The sequence below is a fragment of the Actinomycetaceae bacterium MB13-C1-2 genome (assembly GCA_035621235.1).
Taxonomy (GTDB): Bacteria; Actinomycetota; Actinomycetes; order Actinomycetales; family Actinomycetaceae; genus Scrofimicrobium.
This window is the reverse complement of record CP141731.1, coordinates 1,857,798-1,878,285: the sequence shown is the minus strand read 5'-3', so window position 1 is coordinate 1,878,285 and position 20,488 is coordinate 1,857,798. Positions and strand designations below refer to the sequence as shown.

Below are 20,488 nucleotides of genomic sequence, written 5' to 3'. Positions count from 1 at the left end.
TACATTCTTGCTTGTGAGTGGGAAGGAAGACCTATCCCGCCGAGTATCCGACTAACACAGTTTTGAAAGGGTCATCGCATGGACATTTTGTCTACGGCGCTGGATCCCGTAGTGCTGGGACGGTGGCAGTTTGGTGTCACCACCGTTTACCACTTTATCCTGGTCCCTCTTACCATCGGTCTTTCTCTGGCAGTCGCCATCATGCAGACCATTTGGCATAAAACAGGGAACGAGACATGGCTAAAGGCCACCAGGTTCTTCGGGAAACTACTGCTAATTAACTTCGCACTGGGTGTTGCAACCGGCATCGTGCAAGAGTTCCAGTTCGGAATGAACTGGTCAGAATACTCACGCTATGTCGGTGACATCTTCGGTGCACCACTGGCAGTTGAAGCGCTGCTGGCGTTCTTCCTTGAATCTACGTTCCTCGGCCTGTGGATTTTCGGTTGGGGACGCATCTCCAAGAAGCTTCACCTCGCAACGATATGGCTGGTCGCGATTGGCACCACGCTTTCGGCGCTATGGATCCTCACCGCCAACTCGTGGATGCAGCATCCGGTCGGTGCGGTGTTCAACCCGGCGACGGGCCGAGCTGAGCTCGATGGAGTCGGGGGCTTCGGAGCTCTCCTCACCAACCCGGTTCTTCTCTGGACTTTCACTCACGTCATCTCTTCGGCCTGGCTGATCACCGGCACGTTTATCGCCGGGATCTCCATCTGGTGGATGACACGCTCGGCTCGTGATGGCGGCGAAGCTGGCGTCAAAGAAGCGCGACAGGTTTGGCGTCCTATCACTGCCTTCGGACTTGGAATCGTGGTTGTCGGCGGGGTACTTACAGCCGGTACCGGTCACTTCCAAGGTCAAGAGATGGTCGAACTCCAACCAATGAAGATGGCAACTGCTGAGGCTATATGCGTTGATACCGAAGGGGCGGCGTTTACCGTTGCGGCTTTCGGGGAGTGTCCTCTCGACGGCGATGGCGGACCAATGCGCATTATTACGGTCCCTGGGGTCGCCTCACTCATGGCCTCGAACTCGTTCACCTCGGAAGAAATGGGTGTGCAGGGAGCTCAACAACAGTTGGTTGAACTGCTCAACGCCGACCCGAACTTCGTCGCAAAGTATGGAGACGCTGCGCAGTACGACTTCCGCCCCCCTGCAATGCCGACTTTCTGGTCATTCCGTCTGATGATCGGGACAGCTGCATTCGCGGCACTATTGGCGATTTGGGGTCTTTGGGCGATGCGCGGTGGACGAATCCCCACCAGTCGCGGACTCGGAAGGTTTGGAATCATCTCGATCCCGGTGCTGTTCATCGGGGCTTCATTCGGATGGATATTTACGGAAATGGGCCGTCAACCGTGGGTGGTTTCTCCAAACTTGATGGCGATGCAAAACGGCGATCCTGGTGCGTCCGTCTTCCAGATGACGGAGATGGGAATCTCCACTTCGGTTCCAGCCGCACAGACGCTGATAACCCTGATTCTGTTCACCGTTCTATATGCGGTTCTAGGAGTGATCTGGGTTTGGCTGATGCGAAGGTATGTTTTAGAGGGAATCGATGGTGACCAACAGGGTCCCGATGATTCCAACGCAAATGAAGAAGACAGCGCCCAGGCGCTGAGCTTCGGATACTGATAGGGGACGAGAGAAATGATGGCTCTAAGCATTATTTGGTTCATCCTTATCGCCCTACTTTGGACCGTCTATCTGGTCCTTGAAGGCTTTGACTTCGGCGTCGGAATGCTTATCCGAGTTGTCGGCAAGACCCCGGATGAGCGCTCAGTCGCTGTTCGCACTATCGGCCCTCACTGGGATGGCAATGAGGTCTGGCTGCTAACCGCAGGCGGCGCAATGTTCGCGGCCTTCCCGCTCTGGTACGCCACGATGTTCTCTGGAATGTACTTGGCACTGTTCCTGATGCTGGTTCTGCTCATCGTGAGGATTACCGCCATCGAGTGGCGCTCGAAGTTGAAGAGTCAAAGATGGCGCGACACCTGGGACTGGGTCCACATCGTGGCCGCATACGGGGTTCCGCTGATCCTCGGCGTGGCATTCTCTAACTTCGTTCAGGGAATGAAGATCGAGGCTCAGGCGCCTACGGTCGTCGATGGTTCGCTGGTCATGACCACCATCGCACCGGCCGATGTACCGGCGGCAATGGCTAACGGAAACATTGCTTTCAACCTGACCGGTGGCTTCTTCTCACTGTTCACGCCATTCACACTGCTCGGCGGTATCACCGTGCTAGCCGTCTGCATGGCTCACGGAGCTCAGTTCCTGGCACTAAAGACCGAGGGAGAGGTTCGTGAACGCTCAGTGAAGGTTGGGGCTGTTGCCTCAGTGGTTACAGTTGCGCTCGCAGCGATCTGGGTACTCTGGGGCCAGTTGGCATACTCGCCCAACGCTTGGGGTTGGATCCCGCTGGTTATCGCAGCCGTTGCACTGGTTCTAGCCGCGGTCTATGCACAGCCCAAGGTTCAAAGAGAAGGTATGGCATTCATCTTCTCGTCAGTCGGCATCGCCGGAGCGGTTGCCTGGGTCTTCACCACGATGTTCCCGAATGTCATGGTCTCTTCCATCGACCCGGCATACTCTCTTCCGATTAGTTGGGCATCCTCGACCGAGCCGACGTTGATCGTCATGACAGTTGTTGCCGTGCTATTGGTACCGATTGTTCTGGTCTACACCATCTGGTCCTACTGGGTGTTCCGCAAGCGTGTATCGGTCGATTCCATCGACGCCAACCCGGGTATCCTTCCGGACTGGATTCGTCCGAAGGCAAACTTCCTTACCGGAAAGAACCCCATGTAACTGATCTAAATCAGTAGACTTCAGATCAGAAATCGGGTGGCCCGCCAAGTTTGGCGGGCCACCCCTTTTGCTCCATCCCCACAACCGGTCGATGAGGACCCCCCCCCCCCGGGTCTCGGCAGTCGATCCCGGCGACCATTCGAGTGGTCCTCGTCGGAGTTGTGGTCGATTAGGACCGAAATCCGGGGTCTCAGCGAGGTATTCGTCATTGAGACCCTGGTTTTCGGCATCGTCCTCTCTATCCGGTAGGAAAACGACTCGCAAAGCATCCCTGGGTTGTCTCCGATGTGATCAGAGATTCGTATGAGGGATGAAAGAAGTACTTCCGCGGCAATCTCCCGGCAAAAATCTGGGACAATAGTCCGTATGAAACCACTCGATCCGCGCCTGCTCAAGTATGCGAGATCGGCCCGACGATACATCGCTCAGATTGCGGTACTCGGACTGCTAACCGCCGCGCTGGTAATCGCTCAGGCATTCCTAGTCTCCGCTTCCCTCTCGCCCGTGGTCACAAGTAGCAAACCACTGGCCGAGGTTATGCCCACCGTCCTTGGTCTGGCAGCAGTCGTGGCCGTTCGCGCCCTGCTTGTGTATCTGCGCGAGGCTGGTGCGCACCGCGCAGCAGACCAGACTATTGCAGAACTACGGGCCCAAGTACTCGCCAAGAGCGCACGCTTGGGTCCCCGGTGGCGGGCCCGCAATGCCGCCGAAAACGCTACCTTAGTCACCCGCGGCCTTGACGATCTCGACCCGTACTTTGTGAAGTTTCTGCCCCAGCTGCTCCTGGTTATGACGGCCACTCCCCTCGCCCTGGTGACCATCCTGTTCCTCGATTTTTGGTCGGCACTGATAGCTCTGCTCACGATTCCGCTGATCCCGATCTTCATGGTGCTTATCGGTAAAATGACCGTTGGCTTTTCCTCCAAGAAGTTGCTCGCAATGGAGCGGCTCGGAGCTCAGCTTCTCGACCTTCTGACCGGACTTCCTACTCTTCGAGCGCTGGGACGCGAGAAGGGACCGCGCGAGCATCTAGTTCGCCTAAGCAAGCAGAACACCAAGACGACTATGCAGACGCTCCGCGTCGCATTTCTCTCGGGCGGAGTTCTTGAGTTTCTGGCGACCCTGTCCGTTGCTCTCGTTGCCGTCCAGGTCGGAATGAGGATGGTCTCCGGACAACTGAGCCTTTTTGTAGGGCTGGTGATAATAATGCTCGCCCCGGAGGTATTCGAACCTCTTCGCCAAGTTGGAGCCCAGTTCCATGCCTCAACCAACGGCGTTGCTGCGGCGGAGCAATGCTTCACGATCCTCGAGACGCCAGAGCGAGAGTCAGGCACAGTAGAAGCGGCCGGGGCAGGAACGAGCCCTATTCGCATCGAGGGTCTCTCTGTGGCCAGTCGGGGGGCATGGGCTCCTTATGATCTCAACGGAACGATCGCGCCGGGACGGATCACGGCTCTTGCCGGTGTTTCAGGTGGGGGTAAGTCGACAACCGTCCAGGTGTTGCTTGGTCTTGAGCCAGCCACTCGTGGAATGATCCGCGCTGAAAGTGCGGCAGGGGAACTGGTACCCGTGGAGGACTTCTCTCCCCACTCTTGGTATCAGGGAATTTCGTGGATACCCCAACATCCCACTATTTCGCCGGGTACGGTTCTCAGCAACGTTCTTCCTAGCACCGCGTCCGAAGTCAACTCCGCACTCGGCCGTGCTGCACGTGCCACCGGTTTCGATGCCGTAGTTGATTCCCTCCCCCAGGGATGGAACACAGAAATCGGGCTTGGCGGCGTTGGGCTCTCTGTGGGCCAAAGACAACGACTGGCACTAACTCGAGTCCTAGTAAATGTCCCCACACTCTTGGTTCTAGACGAGCCAACTGCGCACCTGGACGCAATGAACGAGGAACAAATCGTTGAGGTGCTAAAGGAACTGCGCAGTCGAGGGACGACAATAGTGGTCATAGCGCACCGGCAGGCAGTCCTCCGCGCAAGTGACGCGGTGCTGCACGTGGAGTCGCATCCCGCGACGGAGGCGGAAATGAAGCTGTACCCGCAACTACTCGACGACTACGATCTCGAAGATTTGAGCGGTGAGCTTCCCGGCTTCCTAGATTCTTCCTATCTGCCAGAGGACGACGTCCAGGGCATGAAACTCTTCGAGGAGCAGGAGGAGGTTCCCAAGTGAAATGGATACTTACCGCTCCTGAGCGTGCGGCTCTTGACCGCGCCGTCCGAATGCTCAAGATCAGGAAGGCGGACTTCGCTCTTGCACTGTTCTACGGAGTTGCCGGACTCGGCTCTGCCATTGGTCTAGCCGCCGTTTCCGCGTGGCTTATCGCCCGGGCGTCGCAGATGCCTCCCGTGCTATATCTGACCGTTGCAGCAACGTCAGTTCGTATGTTTGGGGTGCTTCGAGCCCTACTGCGCTATCTGCAGCGGCTAGCAAGTCACCAGGTCGCGCTGGATGGAATGGACTCCCTGCGCCTAGGCGTTTACGACGCCCTGGCAGAGGCGCCGGTCGACCAGGTCGCAAAATTACAGCGAGGCGACCTTCTCAGCAGAATCGGCAGTGACATTGATGCCGTGGGCGACTATGTCGTGAAGTCAATGCTTCCTTTTGCCGTAACCGCAATCGTCGGAGTTGGAACCGTCATCGGGTTCGCTTTTCTCTCAGTTCCTGCGGCCATCGTTATTGCCCTCGGCCTGGTCGTTTCCGGGATCGTGGCACCACTACTTACTGCGAGATCGGCGCGAGAAGCCGAAGCTCTGGAACAGAGCTCGAAGACCGATCTCTCCGTTGTCGCCATGACTATTCTGGAGTCAGCGGACGAGTTGGTTGTCAGTGGGAACTTGGACCAGGCCGAAGCCGATGTCGACACAGCTTCGGCCGACCTGAACACCGCACGTGCCAAGGCTGCACGCCCGGCAGCACTGGCCAGCGCACTCGATCGTCTGGCTATGGGACTAACCGTTGTCGGGGTTCTAATCGTGTCGATCCCCGAGACCAATGCTGGTCTGGTTGCGGCCGTCGCCCTAGCAGTTCTAGCCCTCACGCCTCTTGCGGCTTTCGAAGGAACCGCGGATCTGGGACCCGCCTCCGTTCAGCTAATCAAATCAGCCAGGGCGGCGGAGCGCATCATGGCTCTTCTGGGTCCAGATGACAAAATCAGTCAGCAGGCACACCAGATTCCCGGATTCGATTCGACTCCCCCACGCGTCGAGATGGTTGCCCAAGACCTGGAGGTCGGGTGGCCTGGGCGTGAAGTAGCAGTAACCAATATCAATCTTGAGATAGCGCCGGGCACCGTCACAGCGATCGTTGGGCCGTCGGGAGTTGGCAAGACAACCCTTCTTTACACCCTTGCCGGAATGCTTGCCCCTCGCGGCGGAACCGCTGATCTGAACGGCGTGCCGCTCTGGAACGGTGACCGCAACGAGGTGACACACCTGGTTTCGCTTACCACCGAAGACTCTCATGTTTTCGCAACGACCGTCTACGAGAATCTCAGGGTGGCCAGCGCCGATCTCTCGCGTGACGAGGCCGGGGTTCTTCTCGGCCAGGTTGGCCTTGGTGAATGGTTTGCGGGGCTACCGAAGGGTCTGGATACGCTACTGGGTGTGGGAGCAACAACGATATCCGGAGGCGAACGACGACGGTTGCTCCTGGCGCGCGCACTGGCTTCACCTGCCCGAATCCTTCTACTTGACGAACCGGGCGAACATTTGGACGGCCAGACAGCAGACCAGATCATGAGTTCCCTATTCGAAGGTTCAGGCAGTGAACGAGGGCTAGTCGTCGTCACACACAGACTCTCGGGACTTGAGAAGGCTACTCGGATAGTGCAGTTGGTTCCCGGAGACGGCGGACCCGCGATCGCTCGCATTGCTAACTCGCACGAGGAGTTGCTGGCGGGTGACTCTGGATACCGATGGGCAATGGAGCAAGAATGACCGACCGCACTTCTCCTAGCGAGGGACTCCTCTCACTTGAGGATTCTCTGCGGTGGGTCGAAAGCTTTCGCAGATTCTCCGAAGAAATTCTTTCGGCAGATGACCCCGAGGACATGTTGAATCAACTCCTCGATCTGTCCTGTAACGCGGCGGATGCGGATGCGGCCCTGATCTTTCTTAGATCCGTCGGCGGCGTAATGCTCTGTGAAGAGGCCTTTTCTCGTAGCAGGCAGGATCCACTAATCAAAGTGAACCAAGCCGTCGGATTAGCGTTTGAGATCCCCGATCCAAGTCTGGAACTGCTTCGTGGCGGCACAGGAGTGGTCATCAAGCGCGACCAGCCTAGACCTGCATGGGCCACTAACCTGGGAATCTCCGGCTCACTAATGCTGGTTCCTGTTATGGCGCCCCAAAGCCTGGACGGAGTTCTTGTCCTGGTGCGTTCCCATGACAGGGATAGTTTTCAACTCGCCCAGTCAGTTCCTGCTTCGGCTTTTGCGATGCAGGCGGCTCTGGCGAATGACCTGGTTGTTTCTCGGCAAGCACTGAGCGAGATCGAACTGGTCGAGGAACGATCACGTATCGGCAGAGATCTGCACGATCTGGCAATCCAAGGATTGTTTGCCACAGGCATGAAGCTACGCGAAGTGCAGCGAAGGATAAATGAGGGCGCCAGCTATAGCGAACTCAACAACGGGATCACACAGGCCCTTGACTCCCTCGATTCGTCAGTTGGTCAGATCCGTTCCATCGTTTATCAGCTAAAGGAAGCCGAGGAATCCGCCGGTCTTGTTGATATGCTTCGCCGCGAAGCGTCTTCTGCGCGCGGACACCTCGGCTTCGCACCGACTTTGATCATCGAAGTTGATGAAGAGAACATCACTCTCTCCTCCTCCCAGGGACAGCCTTCGCCTAATAGTCGCGTAGAAGAAAACCTGACAGTACGTGCGAATGCGACTGCCGCCAATGTCTCAGATGATGTGGTCGCTGTGGTGCGGGAAGCTCTGGCGAATGTCGCCAAGCACGCTCGGGCCAACTCCGTGAGCGTCAGCGTGGCAATACATGGAAGCGGACTATCTGGAGAAGTCGTGGTTACCGTGGTGGACGACGGCAAAGGCGTGGATCCCACCGTAACGAGACAGTCGGGTCTGGCGAACATGCAACGCCGGGCAAGAATCCACGGAGGCTCATTTGCGATGGGGCGCGGGCCCCCGCGGCAGGGGTACTTCACTGGTTTGGCGCGCCGGCCTGAGCTAGGGTGTGTTTCCTGAATCTGTGCTCGGGCGAGGATGCCCGAGAAATTCGTGGTTGCAAGGCGGAAGAGCAGGCTTTGCTGGTTGCAAAGCCGACAATGACAACGTAGCAAACGCTGATTTCCCGGTCACCACAGCAAGCTGGGATATAGAAGACACAACCTAGTCTCCTGCGTCGCAAATTCGTTTCCTAAATTGCGTGCAGCAATTCGCGCGCATAGTCGACGCAAGGCAAGGCAAACAAGCCGAGTTGAACCGGAGGCAATAAGTTAAGCGAGGGCGCCGCCGAGAGGCGCCGGTTCGGTGCATGAGATACGGGTGAAGTTGCGACGCAGGACATTCGACCGGCGCAGTCGCTAAATCACTACTTTTGTGCTCCGCTACGCCACGGAGCTGATCTTTGTGCTGCCACCCAGGCTGCCACCTGTGTCCGCCGTTGAAGGCCCATTTTCGCAAGCAACGAGGTGATATGGTTTTTGACCGTTTTTTCGGCGATTCCTAGATGCTCGCCAATCTCACGATTCGATAGGCCGTCACCAATCAGGTTTAGTACGCGACGTTCTGACGGCGTTAGATCCATCGAGGGATCATCCGAATCGGCCCGGTGACGCGTCACGGTGCGCTCATCGAGAAGGACGCGACCATCTGCCACAGCTTGGATCACGTCGTTTATCTCTGCACCACGAATGGTCTTCAGGACGTATGCTTTGGCCCCCGCCTCAAGAGCTGCAGTCAGAGCATCATCGTCATCAAAGGTAGTAAGGACGATCGCCTTTGTTTCCGGGACAGTCTCATGAAGCGCCTGCATAACATCGATACCCGTACCGTCAGGGAGTTGAAGGTCAACGAGGACTACGTCCGGGTTGACCAGATTCGCGCGGCGCACCGCGTCCTCAACAGTCCCTGCCTCGGCAACAACGTCAAATCTAGAGTCGCGGTCGACAATTTCAGCTATGCCCCTGCGGACAATCTCATGATCGTCAACGATCATGACTCGTACGGGTGGCCGTTCACTGTTCACCATGTTCTGCACCATTTCATCATAAGGGAGGAAGGTCCTAAGTCTTGGAAACCACCACACGCTGACACGTCGCGCAGTGGAAGTGGGACCGACCACCAATGGTTTCCCGGGCTATCGGACCGCCACAGACCAAGCATTCCTGGTCTTCGCGTCCATAGACTTTGAGTTCGCGTTCAAAGTAGCCAGGGTTCCCATCGGCGTCCACATAGAGCGTGTCGAACGAGGTTCCTCCCGCCGCCACGGCCTGGGTCATTACTTCACGCGTTCTCTCGAGAAGAGAACTCAGTTGCTGAATGCTCAGTGACGCACCGGTTGATCGCCCCTGAACTCCCGCGCGGAATAGTCCCTCGTCCGCGTAGATGTTCCCAACACCGGAAACCAGCCCCTGGTCTAGGAGCATCGTTTTGATGGCGCGGTTTCGGGTGTGCATGCGCTCAGCAAGTTCAAGAAGGCTACTTCGGTCACGCAACTCCAGTAGATCTGGCGCGATATGCCCGGTGATCTCAGGAATTCGGCGCCCATACTGATCCTGAACCAGTTCGGAGAGCGTAAGGTGACCAAACATTCGCGGGTCGACGAAGCGTGCCGCCATCCCGTCAGAGAACGTCAGTCGAACGTGTTCGTGTCGATCAAGTTCCGCTGGAGGGTGAGTCGCGGTACGAACCTGACCGGACATTCCAAGGTGAATAACCAGACTAGATTCGGCGGCGCCGTCCAAGAGCATCCACATGAACTTGCCACGGCGTTCCACCGATTCGATCTGTGCACCAGTGAGCGAGTCCCGAAGTTGCATCATGCCTCCGGGGTTATTTCGCACCAGACGTCCACCCGCGCCTTCGACAGAAACGATCTGTTTTCCCGACAGATGCTTATCCAAGCCCCGGCGAATGGTCTCGACTTCCGGCAGCTCAGGCATTGTTACCTATTGGTCTACCGTCCGGAACGTGTCCGTCGGTCAATGCGAGGTACGCGTGCTTTGCCGAGTCGTTCTCAGCCTCTTTCCGCGATGGTCCATCCCCTGTCCCGAGCGGCTGCTCCCCAGCCAGCACGGTTGCGTAGAAGTGCCGGTCGTGATCTGGCCCCTCTCCCCTAACATCAAAAGAGACCTCGCCCATCCTGTTTGCCAGGGCAAATTCCCTGAGCGGCGTTTTCCAGTCCATTACCGACTCGGGTTCATCCGCGGCCTCTAGGACGCCCCTCAGGTGGTGTAAAAGCACAGAACGAGTCGGTTCAAGCCCGCTGGTAATGTAAGTTGCTCCGATGAGGGCTTCAAGCGTGTCCGAGAGGATAGAGTCCTTCTCTCGACCACCCGTCTTGTGTTCACCTACCCCAAGCAGAATATAGGATCCGAGATCCAGCTCGCGCGCGACCTGCGCAAGTGGCCTCTGCGAAACAACAGCCGAACGAAGTTTCGCCAGTTGACTCTCGGGAACCTGCGGATGGGTTGCGTACAGCTCTTCCGTCACCACCAAGCCAAGGACCGAATCGCCGAGGAATTCAAGTCTTTCGTTGTTTGGAAGTCCCCCCATCTCGTTTGCAAACGAACGGTGGGTTAGGGCAAGAATCAACAGTTCCGGGTCAAGCACTACACCCCATTTGTCCTGCAGTTCAGCTACATCAGGATTGTCCGCGCCGGCTCGAGTCTTTCGGGACATTACTCTTGAGGCTCCCCTTCAGGCAGGCTATCGAAGAAACCTTCCAGCGCGGCAAAGCGCGGATCGAGGAACTCGTGTTTGTGGTCCGGGGGCGCATCCCGAAGAAGAATGCCGCAGTGGACACAGATGCCGAGGCAGTCATCGCTACAAACTGGTTGGAGCGGAGCTTCAGCAAGAATAGCGTCGCGAAGAAGCGGCTCAAGATCCACGCTGTCCCGTTCGATGAGCAGAGTGGAGTCCATGTCGTCCCCTTCGCTTTCAATTTCATCAGAGGATCTCTCTCGCTGGCCGCGCTTGTCCTCGTAGACGAACACTTCGCTGGCGTTGAACTCCTGATGAACTTCAATGGGGTCAAGGCACCTGACGCATTCTCCCATCAGGGTTACCGCGCCGGCAGCCTCAACGACCACGCCTCCGTCGATCGTGGTGACTGTTACGTCGAGCGGGACGATAGTTCCGGGTTCCAGGCGTAGCACCTCGGTCTCCCATCCCTTCGGGACAGTCCAGTCAAAACTGGCTTCCTCACGGGCACCGGGTTCCACTGGCTGATCTCTGAGGGAGAGACGCAATCCCTTTACTTCCACCGCTACTCCATCCACTATCGAAGCGACTACAGCCAAACAGCCTACCGCTCTTCGATATCTATGTCGGTGGCCGTTCCCTGTCGTTCAGCAACGGCGCGAACTCCTGCTTCGGTGCGACGGAGCAGGTCCGCAAGCAGTTCAGAGGTTTTGTTTAGTGTTCCTGCGACATAGTCGTCTGCACCCGCACGAAGCTTGAGGGCTTCCTTCTGAGTATTGGCCATTAGCTCGTGAGCACGCTGGTTTGCCATTTCAGTAACTGCGTCTGAGGCAACCAAGCGCTCCGCCTGCGCACGCGCATCGGCCATGAGGTCCTCTGCTTCTTTCCGTGCCTTAGTCTGAGTGTGTGCCGCGTCCTCGGTAGCGCGAGCAATAGTGCGTTCCGCTTCGCCGCGCGCCTCTCTCATGATCGAGTCGGCTCTTTCACGCGCCTCTTCAAGGATGGTTCCTGCCTTGAGGTTCGCCTCGCTCACCGCCGCGTCAGCGGCAGTATCTGCGCGGACCAGAACTGCCTCAGCATCGGCCACAACCGCATCTGCAGCCACCAGGTCCTCGGGAAGAGCCTCGCGTGCCTGGTCGACCAAATCGAGAACCTCAGCCTTGTTGAGGACAACGTTGGCTGAGAGCGGCACGGCTCGTGCTCGGTCAACCAGGACCTCGATCTGATCAAGTGCCGCAATCACCGCAGAAGGTCCATAGGGCGTCTCTTCAGGCTCTGCAGAGAAGATTTCTTCCGCCTCTAGCTCGGTAGTCTCAATAGGTCCGGTCGGCGCCTCCGGCCCGGGAACCTCAAGGCTGTCCGCATCGGTGCTGAACAACTCGTCGTCAAATTGCTGAGGCATTTGGACTCCTATGGCTTCATGTCGGTTATGAACCAAATCCGGCAGGTTTTGGTTTCTTGGGGGTTATGGACTGGAGGAAGGACCAGACCGCCCGCGGAACGTACTTGCTAACGTCACCGCCCGCGGCGAACAGTTCCCGTACCAGAGATGAAGAGACGGCTGCCAGACCCGGGCGCGCCGGAAGCAATAACGTCTCGACTCCGCACAGGTCGCGGTTGACTTCCGATTGTATGGTCTCGGAGTCCAGGTCAACTACCCCACGAACTCCCTTTACTATTGCCGTCGCCGCGAGCTCCTCCGCGAAGTCGGCTAGCAACCCGTCAAAACTCGTAACTCGTACGTCGGATTTTGGGCACTGCTCCGCCAGTGCGGCTTCGATAAGCTGAATCCGTTTCCCCGGGGCCAGCCACGCCTGCTTGGTTGCATTCACACCAACCGCAACAACGACCTCGTCGAACATTCTCCCTGCCCGAGAGACGAGGTCGATGTGGCCGTTAGTCACCGGGTCGAATGATCCGGGAATCAGTGCCAATGTCATAAGTTCATCCTACTTTTCATGAGCGATTGGGGCGGCGAACCACGCCGCCGTATCGCCCCACTTACGGCTACTAAGCATTTCCCACTCCGTCGGGATCACAGGTTCAGGCGACCTGGCTGCCCGCTCGATGACGATTGTGGCGTCGTTAGTCACCATTTGGGACAGCAGCTCTAGGTGCGCCGATAGTTCGGTCTCTGACATCGCATAGGGAGGATCGACAAAAATGAGTTCATAGAGAGTGCCGTCTGCTCCACGCTGAAGGAACGCCAGCGCCCTTTGTCTGGTCACAGACGCTCGCCCGCTTAATCCTGTTGATGCGAGATTTTGGTTCACGGATTTGATGGCCTTGGCGGACGAGTCAACTAGCGTCGCGCGTGAAGCGCCGCGCGAAAGCGACTCAATCGCGAGGGCGCCTGAACCGGCAAAAAGATCTAGCGTCTCGGCGTTGGCAACGGCGTTCCAACTATCGAGCCGCGCGAAGATCGATTCTCGGATCCGATCAGAGGTGGGCCTTGTTCCCATGTCGGGAACAACGAGACGTTGTCCCTTGGCGGTTCCAGCAATCACCCGCGTCATGAGCTCTCCATCCAGACCAACTCGTCCCCCGCCCTCTTGCGCGCGGCCTTGGCAAGATCAGGGTGCTTTTCAAGGGTAGGGTCCTCAGTCAGGATTTCTCTCGCGGTTTCGCGAGCAGCCGAGATCACTGAAGCATCCCTGCGAACAGAGAGGAACTGCAGTCCCGAGACTCGACCCGACTGATTCTTGCCCAGTACATTTCCTTCTTTGCGAAGGCGAAGGTCTACCTCTGCGAGGGCGAAGCCATCATTCGTCTTCGAAATCGCGTCAAGCCTCTCCGCACTGGTATCGGAAATCTCGCCAGGATAGGTAATCATGCATAGCGAGGGTGTGTCCGATCTACCAACTCGACCGCGAAGCTGGTGAAGCTGGGAAAGCCCAAACCTGGTTCCGTCCAGAATGACCATCATCGTCGCTTCGGGAACGTCAAGACCCACTTCGACCACAGTGGTTGCCACCAGAAGCGGGGCACTGCCGTCAGCAAAGGCAGTAAAGGCCGCGGCGTTGTCCTCAGGTTTAGCACGTCCGTGCGCAATGCCGATATTTATCCCACTAAAGGTCGATTTACTACGCAGTTCCTCGACCACCTCCATTGCTGCTGGCAATGACCGTCCACCGGAGCCGGTCGCACCCAACTCCTGATCGCCGATCTCAGACTCGTCCCCTTCAATCCGGGGGCACACCACGTAGACCCGACCGCCACGATCGATTTCCTCCCTAGCCCGCTGCCACATTCGGTCCATCCATACCGTGTTGCGCTCATCAACCAAGAAGGTCTCTACCGGTTTGCGCCCAAAAGGGAGCTCGGACATTGCCGTTACGTCGAGATCTCCGAAAACGGTCATCGCAATTGTCCTAGGAATCGGCGTAGCCGTCATGACCAACAGATGAGGAACCAGGGCGCGTCCGTACCTGAGCTGCTCGCGTTGCGCAACCCCAAAGCGGTGCTGCTCATCAACCACAACCAGGCCCAGAGTGGGGAGTTCTACGTCCTCTTGAAGTAGTGCATGCGTGCCCACCACTATCGAAGGTTCTCCCGATGCGAGGGCTGCAAGCACCTGGTTCTTCTCGGCAAAGGCGCGCTTTGAGGTGAGCAGATGTACCGGAACTCGCACTTCGGCCTGATCAAGCATGTTGGTGAGTGAGTACCAGTGTTGCCTGGCAAGCACCTCCGTAGGGGCAAGCATCGCGGCCTGATAGCCGGACTGCACCGCTTGTAACATCGCTAGTAGAGCGACAATTGTCTTCCCCGACCCCACGTCTCCCTGAAGCAGTCGCTGCATGGGTTCTGGCTTCGCGATATCATCTTCAATCCGACCCCAAGCCTGGCGCTGAGCAGAAGTAAGTTCAAAGGGAAGGCTGCGAACAAGCTCAATAACCGGATCCCCTGCCCCGTCTTCGGAGCGTTCAGAATCCCGACTCAAGACTGGGGCCGATCGACTTCCAAAACCGCTACTGGATGCCGCTCTCGATGTCTGATCGGCTTGGAGAACCGCGCCCGTTCTGGACCCGAGCAGAGCGGTTTGCAGGACCAGCGCCTCCTCCCACGCAAGTGAGCGCTGCGCCGTTTCCCAGTCGAGGGAAGAAAGCGGTTGGTGCAACATTCGTATCGCTTTGTCGTGCGTAAAGAGCGCGTGGATTGCACGGACGTTCTCCGGCACGACCTCCTCTGCGATCTCTCCCTCGTCGGATGTCAATAGAGCATCGATCAGCGAGGCGATCTTCCAAGAAGGGAGGCCCGAGACGGCTCGGTAGATCGGAATGGGACGACCGGCTCGGCGGGCTGCGTCTACCGCCGACCCCTCCTCAATCTCCTCGAACTCCGGCTGAACCATCTGCAAGTTCCCTTGGTACTCCCCTACCTTTCCCGCAACGAGAACAACGGCACCCGGGCGTAGTAAGCGCTGGTGATGGCTCAACATATAGGCATTCTTAGCGAAGAACGTACAGGTGAGACAAGCCCCACCATCCGTTACTTGAACCAGGAAGCGAACGCCTTTACCCGAGCGATTTTGAACAATCGACGCACTTACCACCTGCGCCAGTATCGTCGCGTGTTCTCCAACTACCAATGACGAGATGTCAGTGAGTTTCCCCCACTGGTAATAACGGACGGGAGCATAGTTCAACAGATCGCCCACCGTCTCGAACCCACCATCGGCAAGTTTCTTTGCAGCAGCCTTTGGCAAGCGGAGCGCTAGCGGAATATCAACATCCACCGAGTCACCCCCTGGTAATCAGTCCCCGCAGTTACTATCGTTTAGTCTCTCACCTGTGACCGACACCTGGGCCTCTCGACCCCCTCAACGCCCCGCCCGGCGGCCCGAAATGCCGGATACGGCAGGAAGTGTGGGAGACTCGACATCCCCAGAGAGCCTCTAGCGTTGAAACTGCGGGGCTCACTCCGATACTCTTTCTAGGTTGCTTCTGCTCAGCGTTCCTTGGTTTCTCAAGGTCGGATGCCCCAGCGGAGGCGGTACTGACAATCTTCTAGGAGGACCCCGTGGCCTCAGTCTGCGACATCTGCGGCAAGACCCCGCAGTTCGGCAAGTCTGTTTCGCACTCGCACGTGCGCACCAACCGTCGCTTTAACCCGAACATCCAGCGCGTCCGCGCCAAGGTTAACGGCGAGACCAAGCGACTCAACGCTTGCACCAACTGCATCAAGAGCGAGCGCTTCGAGAAGGCTGTTTAGCGCATCGCTTCATTATTTGAGTTGAACCCCTCACCTCAGTTGCAAACTGGGACGAGGGGTTCTTTGTTTCCCTCTCCTCCTGTTTGCCAATCAGATCGGGGGTTTTTCGCCAGGATTTTGCGGCGTGTCGCGCCCCGATCTGATTGGCAAACAGGAGGAGAGGCGAGGGAGTAAAGTACTCAGGCCCCCAAGCGCCAGTTTCCAACCTGACTCTGCTGGCGCCAGAACTCAGCAAATCTTCCATTCTTGTCCAGCAGTTCTGGGACAGTCCCGTCCTCCACGACTTGGCCTTCTTCCATGAACAGGACTCGATCAGCGAACTCCACGGTCTTGAGCGAGTGAGTAACGAGTAGCTGAGTGCGTTTCCCCTCATCTGAACGCACGGCATCCATCAGTGCCACCTCGTTCTCCGGATCCAGGGCGCTGGTTGCCTCATCAAGCAGGAGGATCGGCGCTTTGCTGATCAGCGCCCTTGCAATCGATACCCTCTGACGCTCGCCTCCCGAAAGAGTCGCTCCACCCTCCCCAATCCGAGCCGACCATCCGCCGAGAACCTGTTCGAGGACCGTCTGGAGACGGGCTCTTGATGCCGCTTCCTCCAGCTGCTCCGAGCCTGCTTCTGGCCTACCAAGAAGCACGTTGTCCCGTAGCGTTCCCTCAAACAAGTACGGTTCCTGGAACACAACCGAAATCAGGTCCTCTCGGGAATCTTGATCCAGGTCAGCGAGTCTCACCTCCGAGTCGAGCACAACAGTTCCAACGGTTGGTTCAATCAGTCCGGCAGCAAGTTTCAACAGGGTTGATTTTCCAGACCCCGAGGGACCGACAACTGCGGTTGTCTCCCCAGCTTTCAGGTCCAGGTCGAGGTTCCTGATAACGGCTGTTTCGTCATCCCCTGCCCCATATGCATACGTGACTCCACGCAGAGATATCTGAGGTGCGCCATCAGGAGCAAACGCGATTGACCCTGACTCACGAACCGGCGCGTTTAGGACGGTGCGTAGCCTGCGAAGGGTCAAAGTGATCGTTTCAATCCCCGGTGCCAGCATCGCAAGTACCGAAAGCGGCTCCATGTAACGCACTGATGTAACGAGTAGAGCTACACCCACCGGAAGACCAACAAATCCAGAAATCGTCAGATAGACAGATATGCCAACCAGGGTGAACAGAGCTAGTTGGCTAACAACCATAAACATGAACTGCCCTGGAACTTGCGCACTGACCAGGCCGAGCATTGCCCGGTGCTGGTTCTCAAGTACTCCCGCCACCCGGCTGTTTTCACCCTCCACCCGCCGGGAAGCTCGTAGTGTTGCCTGCGTCCTCGCAAACTCCAACAGGCTGGAAGACAGCTCCTCATTTGTTGTCTCTGCGTCTCGTTCGGCCTTTCGAGAGAATGAGGCCCCGGCAAAGTACACGGCGATTAGGGGCGGCAGGAACAGCAGTGCGGCGAGGCCTAACGGCCACGAAACAAACAGAAGTCCCACCGCAACTATCAGGGGAACCAATACCGATGCAATCAACGGCGTAAACAGGTAGACCACTAATCCGACCATGTCTGGACCGATGGCGGCAATGGCCTGCCGGGAAGTAGCCGACTTTTTCTGACCAAACCAGCCAAGCTCGACTCCGGAAAGTCGACCGGCAGCCTTACCCTGCGCGTTTTCCAGTAGTGAGAAACCTATATCGAAAGCGAGGTTCGCAGCCAGCTTATCGACAAACCAGCCAAGAACAGTCGCCAGAGCCACAAGTCCAACCCAGGGCCACGCCTCCCCAGGATTTCCGCCAAACAGGGCTGAAATCAAGGGAATCACCATCAGCGTTGCTACTGCTCGCAGTAGTGCACTAATGGCGCTCCAAAACCCGTATGATCGAAGCTCGGATCGGCTTTCGGACGGCAGTAGTTCGAGGAATGTCCGAATCATTTTCGCGGCCCTTCTTGATCGGCCGAATGCTTGGCGACATCCCACATCTGGGCGTACTTACCCCCGAGGTTCAAAAGCTCTCCGTGATCTCCTGACTCGATAATTTCTCCCCTGTCCATGACCACTATGCGGTCAGCACCCGCAATGGTCTGAAGTCGGTGAGCAATGACAATGACGGTTCGACCCGCAGTCAACTTATTGATCGCACGCTGCACCTGGTACTCGGATTCAGGATCCGCGAAGGCGGTCGCCTCGTCCAAAACCAAGATCGGGGTGTCAGCAAGAAGGGCGCGAGCAATTGCAACGCGCTGTTTCTCGCCGCCAGAAAGCGGTGGTGCTTGACCGAACTTGATTTGGTATCCACCGGGCATAGCTTCAATTCGTTCGTGGATTTGGGCAGCCTTGGCGGCGCCTTCTACCGAGTCATGTTCTGCCTCGGGCTTTGCCAACGCGATGTTCTCGAAGGCGGTGCCACTGACCAGTCCCGGGTCCTGGAAGACGAAACCAACGGTTCGATACAGATCATCGGATGTGATGTCGCGTAAGTCCGTACCGTCCAGCGCAATAGAACCGGATGTCGGATCATTGAATCTGGCGATAAGAGAAGCCAGCGTGGACTTGCCAGAACCCGACGGTCCGACCAGGGCAACTGTCGTTCCAGGCTCGATTTCAAGGTTGACGTCTGATAGAACCGGCACCCCAACCTCGTATTCAAAACTGACATTCTTTAGCGAAATCTTGGGGCTATCCGAGCTAAGCAGCATTGGAACTGACTCACGCAACTCGAGTTCAGGCTGATCCAGTTCGTTCTTGATCCGCCGCGCCGCCTCCATACCGTCGCGTAGTCCTCCAAGCCCGTATCCAAGACCGAGCAGGCGCGAACCGAAAGTTGTACCTAGCAGGAGGAAAGGCAATATCTCGCCCGCGGGCATCTTCCCAGAGGTGATTAGCCAGGTACCAAACACCACGATGATCAAGAGGAAGGTAGCTGGACGAGTGGCGATATCCATCAGCGCCTTCTTTGACGAGAACGGACGCTGCCAATCTCCGAGGAAACGCACATACTCGCCAAGTCGCCGGTTGAACGAGGAACGTTTCGCTCCTCCAAAAACACGAACTACCGGTTGCGCTTCGATGTACGCGGCCGCCTCACCGTCCATTGCCTCGGCCCACTTCACCGACTGCGGCGTCTTCTCCGAAGAAACCACAAGCATGACGTACATGATGACGAGGTAGACCAGAACTGGGATTAGCAGTAGCAGAGCTAGTCGCCACTGGACAACAAATAGATAGACCAGCACCATGAGAGGGGCTACAACCGCCGCCACGGCATCCGGAACCGCGTGGGTTACCAGGTAGTGAAGCGAGAGGGGGTCGTCTTGAACCAGTCGTTTTACCTTTGCAGAGTTCCGGGAAGAGAACCAACTGAGCGGCAGATGCACAAACTTCGTAAGCAGTCGAGAACGCAGGTCCCGCTCAAACTTCGCATCCACCAAATGGAGCCAGAACATCAGCGCAATCCCCAATAGTGTCCCGCCCAGCATCGTTAGAATTGCGGCGACCAGGGTTGATCGCATCGCCGGGAGGCCGTCTCCCTGCGCCATCTGAGTCGCGAGGTGCGCGAGAAGGACGAAAGGTGCCAGTTCGAGGAGCGTCACCAATACCTGAACGATACCCGCGATCCAGAACGTTGTTTTCAAGTGGCTCAGTAGTTCGGTGCCGCCCTGAGACTTCCACCGCCCCTTCTCGCCTTCCGGGAGGACCGTGGGGGTTTCTACCTCGATCTTCGCCCCATAGTCTTCTACGGAGGAGGATGCCCCGTTCGGTTCAACCTCACGCCCTTTACCCATTGCCTTTCCCTCGGACCAGTAGGCACGGCCATATAGGGCAGATTTCGGAAAGCCAAACCGGTCGGTCAAACTCGCACGGAGCATCTTAAGTGATCCCGCTTCCGAGGCCATCCAGGCATACCAATTGGACCAGTCACGGGAGTCTACTGCGGTGGTCAGCGAGCTTGTTCCATTCCTTGGAATCCAGTGAATCGATGCCTTTGGATGAGTAGTTATGGGGAGTTCAAGATCGCCCGGCTCGTGTTGTTCGAGGTAGACCTCGACCGGCACGTGCTCCGGGATCGTGGAAAGAATCTGATTGATGGCAGGCAACGAGGCTGTGTCACCGGCCAGCAGGTATCCGGCGGGAGTATCAACCGAGACTTCAAACGGCTGGGATCCCATGACCATTGCCTCAAGACGGTCGCCAGGCTTCGTACGCTGAGCCCAACTGGCTGCGGGTCCCGCCGGAGTGTGGAGCACAAAGTCGCAACTGAACTTCCCGCTCTCTGGGTCAGGATCTATGAGCGTGTACGCGCGCTGATGCTCAAAGCCTTTGTCATCTGGAAACCAGAACCTAACCCAGTTAGTGGGACCGATCGGAAGTTCACCGAGTAACGTCTTTGAACACATTGAAACGCGGACAATGTGCGGAGCAGTCTGCTCGGTTCCGGTGACAGTAACCAGGTGATCAACGGCTCCAAAAGAGCGCATCATCGCGCCTTCCCAGCCGCGTTTACCCCGCCTGTGCTCCGTGGTAACGGCTTCTTCTGACGAAGCCGTTGCTGCCGCCTGTTTAGCGCTCAAATGCTCACCTA

16 protein-coding genes are annotated in these 20,488 nt (G+C 57.3%); 6 read left to right on the top strand and 10 right to left on the bottom strand.

Going from position 1 to position 20,488, the window contains the following annotated elements:
• The first annotated feature begins 78 nt into the window (after positions 1-78).
• From U6G28_08180 to U6G28_08160, 5 genes are all read left to right on the top strand, one after another.
• On the top strand, positions 79-1,638 hold the full coding sequence (locus U6G28_08180) for a cytochrome ubiquinol oxidase subunit I (protein WRS29497.1): 1,560 nt from the start codon (positions 79-81) through the stop codon (positions 1,636-1,638).
• An 18-nt stretch (positions 1,639-1,656) separates the two neighbouring features.
• Entirely contained in the window at positions 1,657-2,814 is a 1,158-nt protein-coding gene (gene cydB, locus U6G28_08175; protein ID WRS31221.1) for a cytochrome d ubiquinol oxidase subunit II, read from the top strand.
• A 366-nt stretch (positions 2,815-3,180) separates the two neighbouring features.
• On the top strand, positions 3,181-4,992 hold the full coding sequence (gene cydD, locus U6G28_08170; protein ID WRS29496.1) for a thiol reductant ABC exporter subunit CydD: 1,812 nt from the start codon (positions 3,181-3,183) through the stop codon (positions 4,990-4,992).
• On the top strand, positions 4,989-6,758 hold the full coding sequence (cydC, locus tag U6G28_08165) for a thiol reductant ABC exporter subunit CydC (protein WRS29495.1): 1,770 nt from the start codon (positions 4,989-4,991) through the stop codon (positions 6,756-6,758). The genes cydD and cydC overlap by 4 nt, the downstream gene beginning before the upstream one ends.
• Complete coding sequence (locus tag U6G28_08160; protein ID WRS29494.1) at positions 6,755-8,029, top strand: histidine kinase; 1,275 nt, start codon at positions 6,755-6,757, stop codon at positions 8,027-8,029. The genes cydC and U6G28_08160 overlap by 4 nt, the downstream gene beginning before the upstream one ends.
• 346 nt (positions 8,030-8,375) lie before the next feature.
• Here the strand turns inward: U6G28_08160 and U6G28_08155 are convergent, their stop codons facing one another.
• From U6G28_08155 to U6G28_08120, 8 genes are all read right to left on the bottom strand, one after another.
• On the bottom strand, positions 8,376-9,002 hold the full coding sequence (locus tag U6G28_08155; protein ID WRS31220.1) for a response regulator transcription factor: 627 nt from the start codon (positions 9,000-9,002) through the stop codon (positions 8,376-8,378).
• A gap of 67 nt (positions 9,003-9,069) precedes the next feature.
• Positions 9,070-9,948 carry a bifunctional DNA-formamidopyrimidine glycosylase/DNA-(apurinic or apyrimidinic site) lyase gene (mutM, locus tag U6G28_08150; GenBank protein WRS29493.1) on the bottom strand — a complete coding sequence of 293 codons (879 nt, stop codon included), beginning with the start codon at positions 9,946-9,948 and terminating at the stop codon, positions 9,070-9,072.
• Entirely contained in the window at positions 9,941-10,687 is a 747-nt protein-coding gene (gene rnc / locus U6G28_08145) for a ribonuclease III (GenBank protein WRS29492.1), read from the bottom strand. Before rnc ends, mutM begins: the two co-directional genes overlap by 8 nt.
• Positions 10,687-11,271, bottom strand: coding sequence for a YceD family protein (locus U6G28_08140; protein WRS29491.1), 585 nt, complete (start codon positions 11,269-11,271; stop codon positions 10,687-10,689). Before U6G28_08140 ends, rnc begins: the two co-directional genes overlap by 1 nt.
• 41 nt (positions 11,272-11,312) lie before the next feature.
• The gene (locus U6G28_08135) at positions 11,313-12,110 is read right to left on the bottom strand and encodes a hypothetical protein (GenBank protein WRS29490.1); all 798 of its coding nucleotides are present in this window, start codon (positions 12,108-12,110) and stop codon (positions 11,313-11,315) included.
• 25 nt (positions 12,111-12,135) lie between these two features.
• A complete protein-coding gene (gene coaD, locus U6G28_08130) occupies positions 12,136-12,648 on the bottom strand; it encodes a pantetheine-phosphate adenylyltransferase (protein ID WRS29489.1) in 513 nt (170 codons plus the stop codon).
• Between the two features lie 9 nt (positions 12,649-12,657).
• Positions 12,658-13,224 carry a 16S rRNA (guanine(966)-N(2))-methyltransferase RsmD gene (gene rsmD / locus U6G28_08125; GenBank protein WRS29488.1) on the bottom strand — a complete coding sequence of 189 codons (567 nt, stop codon included), beginning with the start codon at positions 13,222-13,224 and terminating at the stop codon, positions 12,658-12,660.
• Positions 13,221-15,443, bottom strand: coding sequence for an ATP-dependent DNA helicase RecG (locus U6G28_08120; GenBank protein ID WRS29487.1), 2,223 nt, complete (start codon positions 15,441-15,443; stop codon positions 13,221-13,223). Before U6G28_08120 ends, rsmD begins: the two co-directional genes overlap by 4 nt.
• Before the next feature lie 284 nt (positions 15,444-15,727).
• Between U6G28_08120 and rpmB the strand changes: the two genes are divergently transcribed.
• Positions 15,728-15,919 (top strand): 50S ribosomal protein L28, encoded by a 192-nt coding sequence (gene rpmB, locus U6G28_08115; GenBank protein WRS29486.1) that lies wholly within the window; start codon positions 15,728-15,730, stop codon positions 15,917-15,919.
• A 179-nt stretch (positions 15,920-16,098) separates the two neighbouring features.
• Here the strand turns inward: rpmB and U6G28_08110 are convergent, their stop codons facing one another.
• Positions 16,099-17,841: an ABC transporter ATP-binding protein gene (locus U6G28_08110; protein ID WRS29485.1), complete on the bottom strand. Its 1,743-nt coding sequence runs from the start codon at positions 17,839-17,841 to the stop codon at positions 16,099-16,101.
• A complete protein-coding gene (locus U6G28_08105; GenBank protein WRS29484.1) occupies positions 17,838-20,477 on the bottom strand; it encodes an ATP-binding cassette domain-containing protein in 2,640 nt (879 codons plus the stop codon). The genes U6G28_08110 and U6G28_08105 overlap by 4 nt, the downstream gene beginning before the upstream one ends.
• Positions 20,478-20,488: the final 11 nt, after the last annotated feature.

Bases quoted from the DNA above. Each gene is read 5' to 3' on its own strand.
- U6G28_08180 (WRS29497.1), top strand. From the start codon at position 79: ATGGACATTTTGTCTACGGCGCTGGATCCCGTAGTGCTGGGACGGTGG.
- cydB (WRS31221.1), top strand. From the start codon at position 1,657: ATGGCTCTAAGCATTATTTGGTTCATCCTTATCGCCCTACTTTGGACC.
- cydD (WRS29496.1), top strand. From the start codon at position 3,181: ATGAAACCACTCGATCCGCGCCTGCTCAAGTATGCGAGATCGGCCCGA.
- U6G28_08160 (WRS29494.1), top strand. From the start codon at position 6,755: ATGACCGACCGCACTTCTCCTAGCGAGGGACTCCTCTCACTTGAGGAT.
- U6G28_08155 (WRS31220.1), bottom strand. From the start codon at position 9,002: ATGATCGTTGACGATCATGAGATTGTCCGCAGGGGCATAGCTGAAATT.
- mutM (WRS29493.1), bottom strand. From the start codon at position 9,948: ATGCCTGAGCTGCCGGAAGTCGAGACCATTCGCCGGGGCTTGGATAAG.
- rnc (WRS29492.1), bottom strand. From the start codon at position 10,687: ATGTCCCGAAAGACTCGAGCCGGCGCGGACAATCCTGATGTAGCTGAA.
- U6G28_08135 (WRS29490.1), bottom strand. From the start codon at position 12,110: ATGCCTCAGCAATTTGACGACGAGTTGTTCAGCACCGATGCGGACAGC.
- coaD (WRS29489.1), bottom strand. From the start codon at position 12,648: ATGACATTGGCACTGATTCCCGGATCATTCGACCCGGTGACTAACGGC.
- rsmD (WRS29488.1), bottom strand. From the start codon at position 13,224: ATGACGCGGGTGATTGCTGGAACCGCCAAGGGACAACGTCTCGTTGTT.
- U6G28_08110 (WRS29485.1), bottom strand. From the start codon at position 17,841: ATGATTCGGACATTCCTCGAACTACTGCCGTCCGAAAGCCGATCCGAG.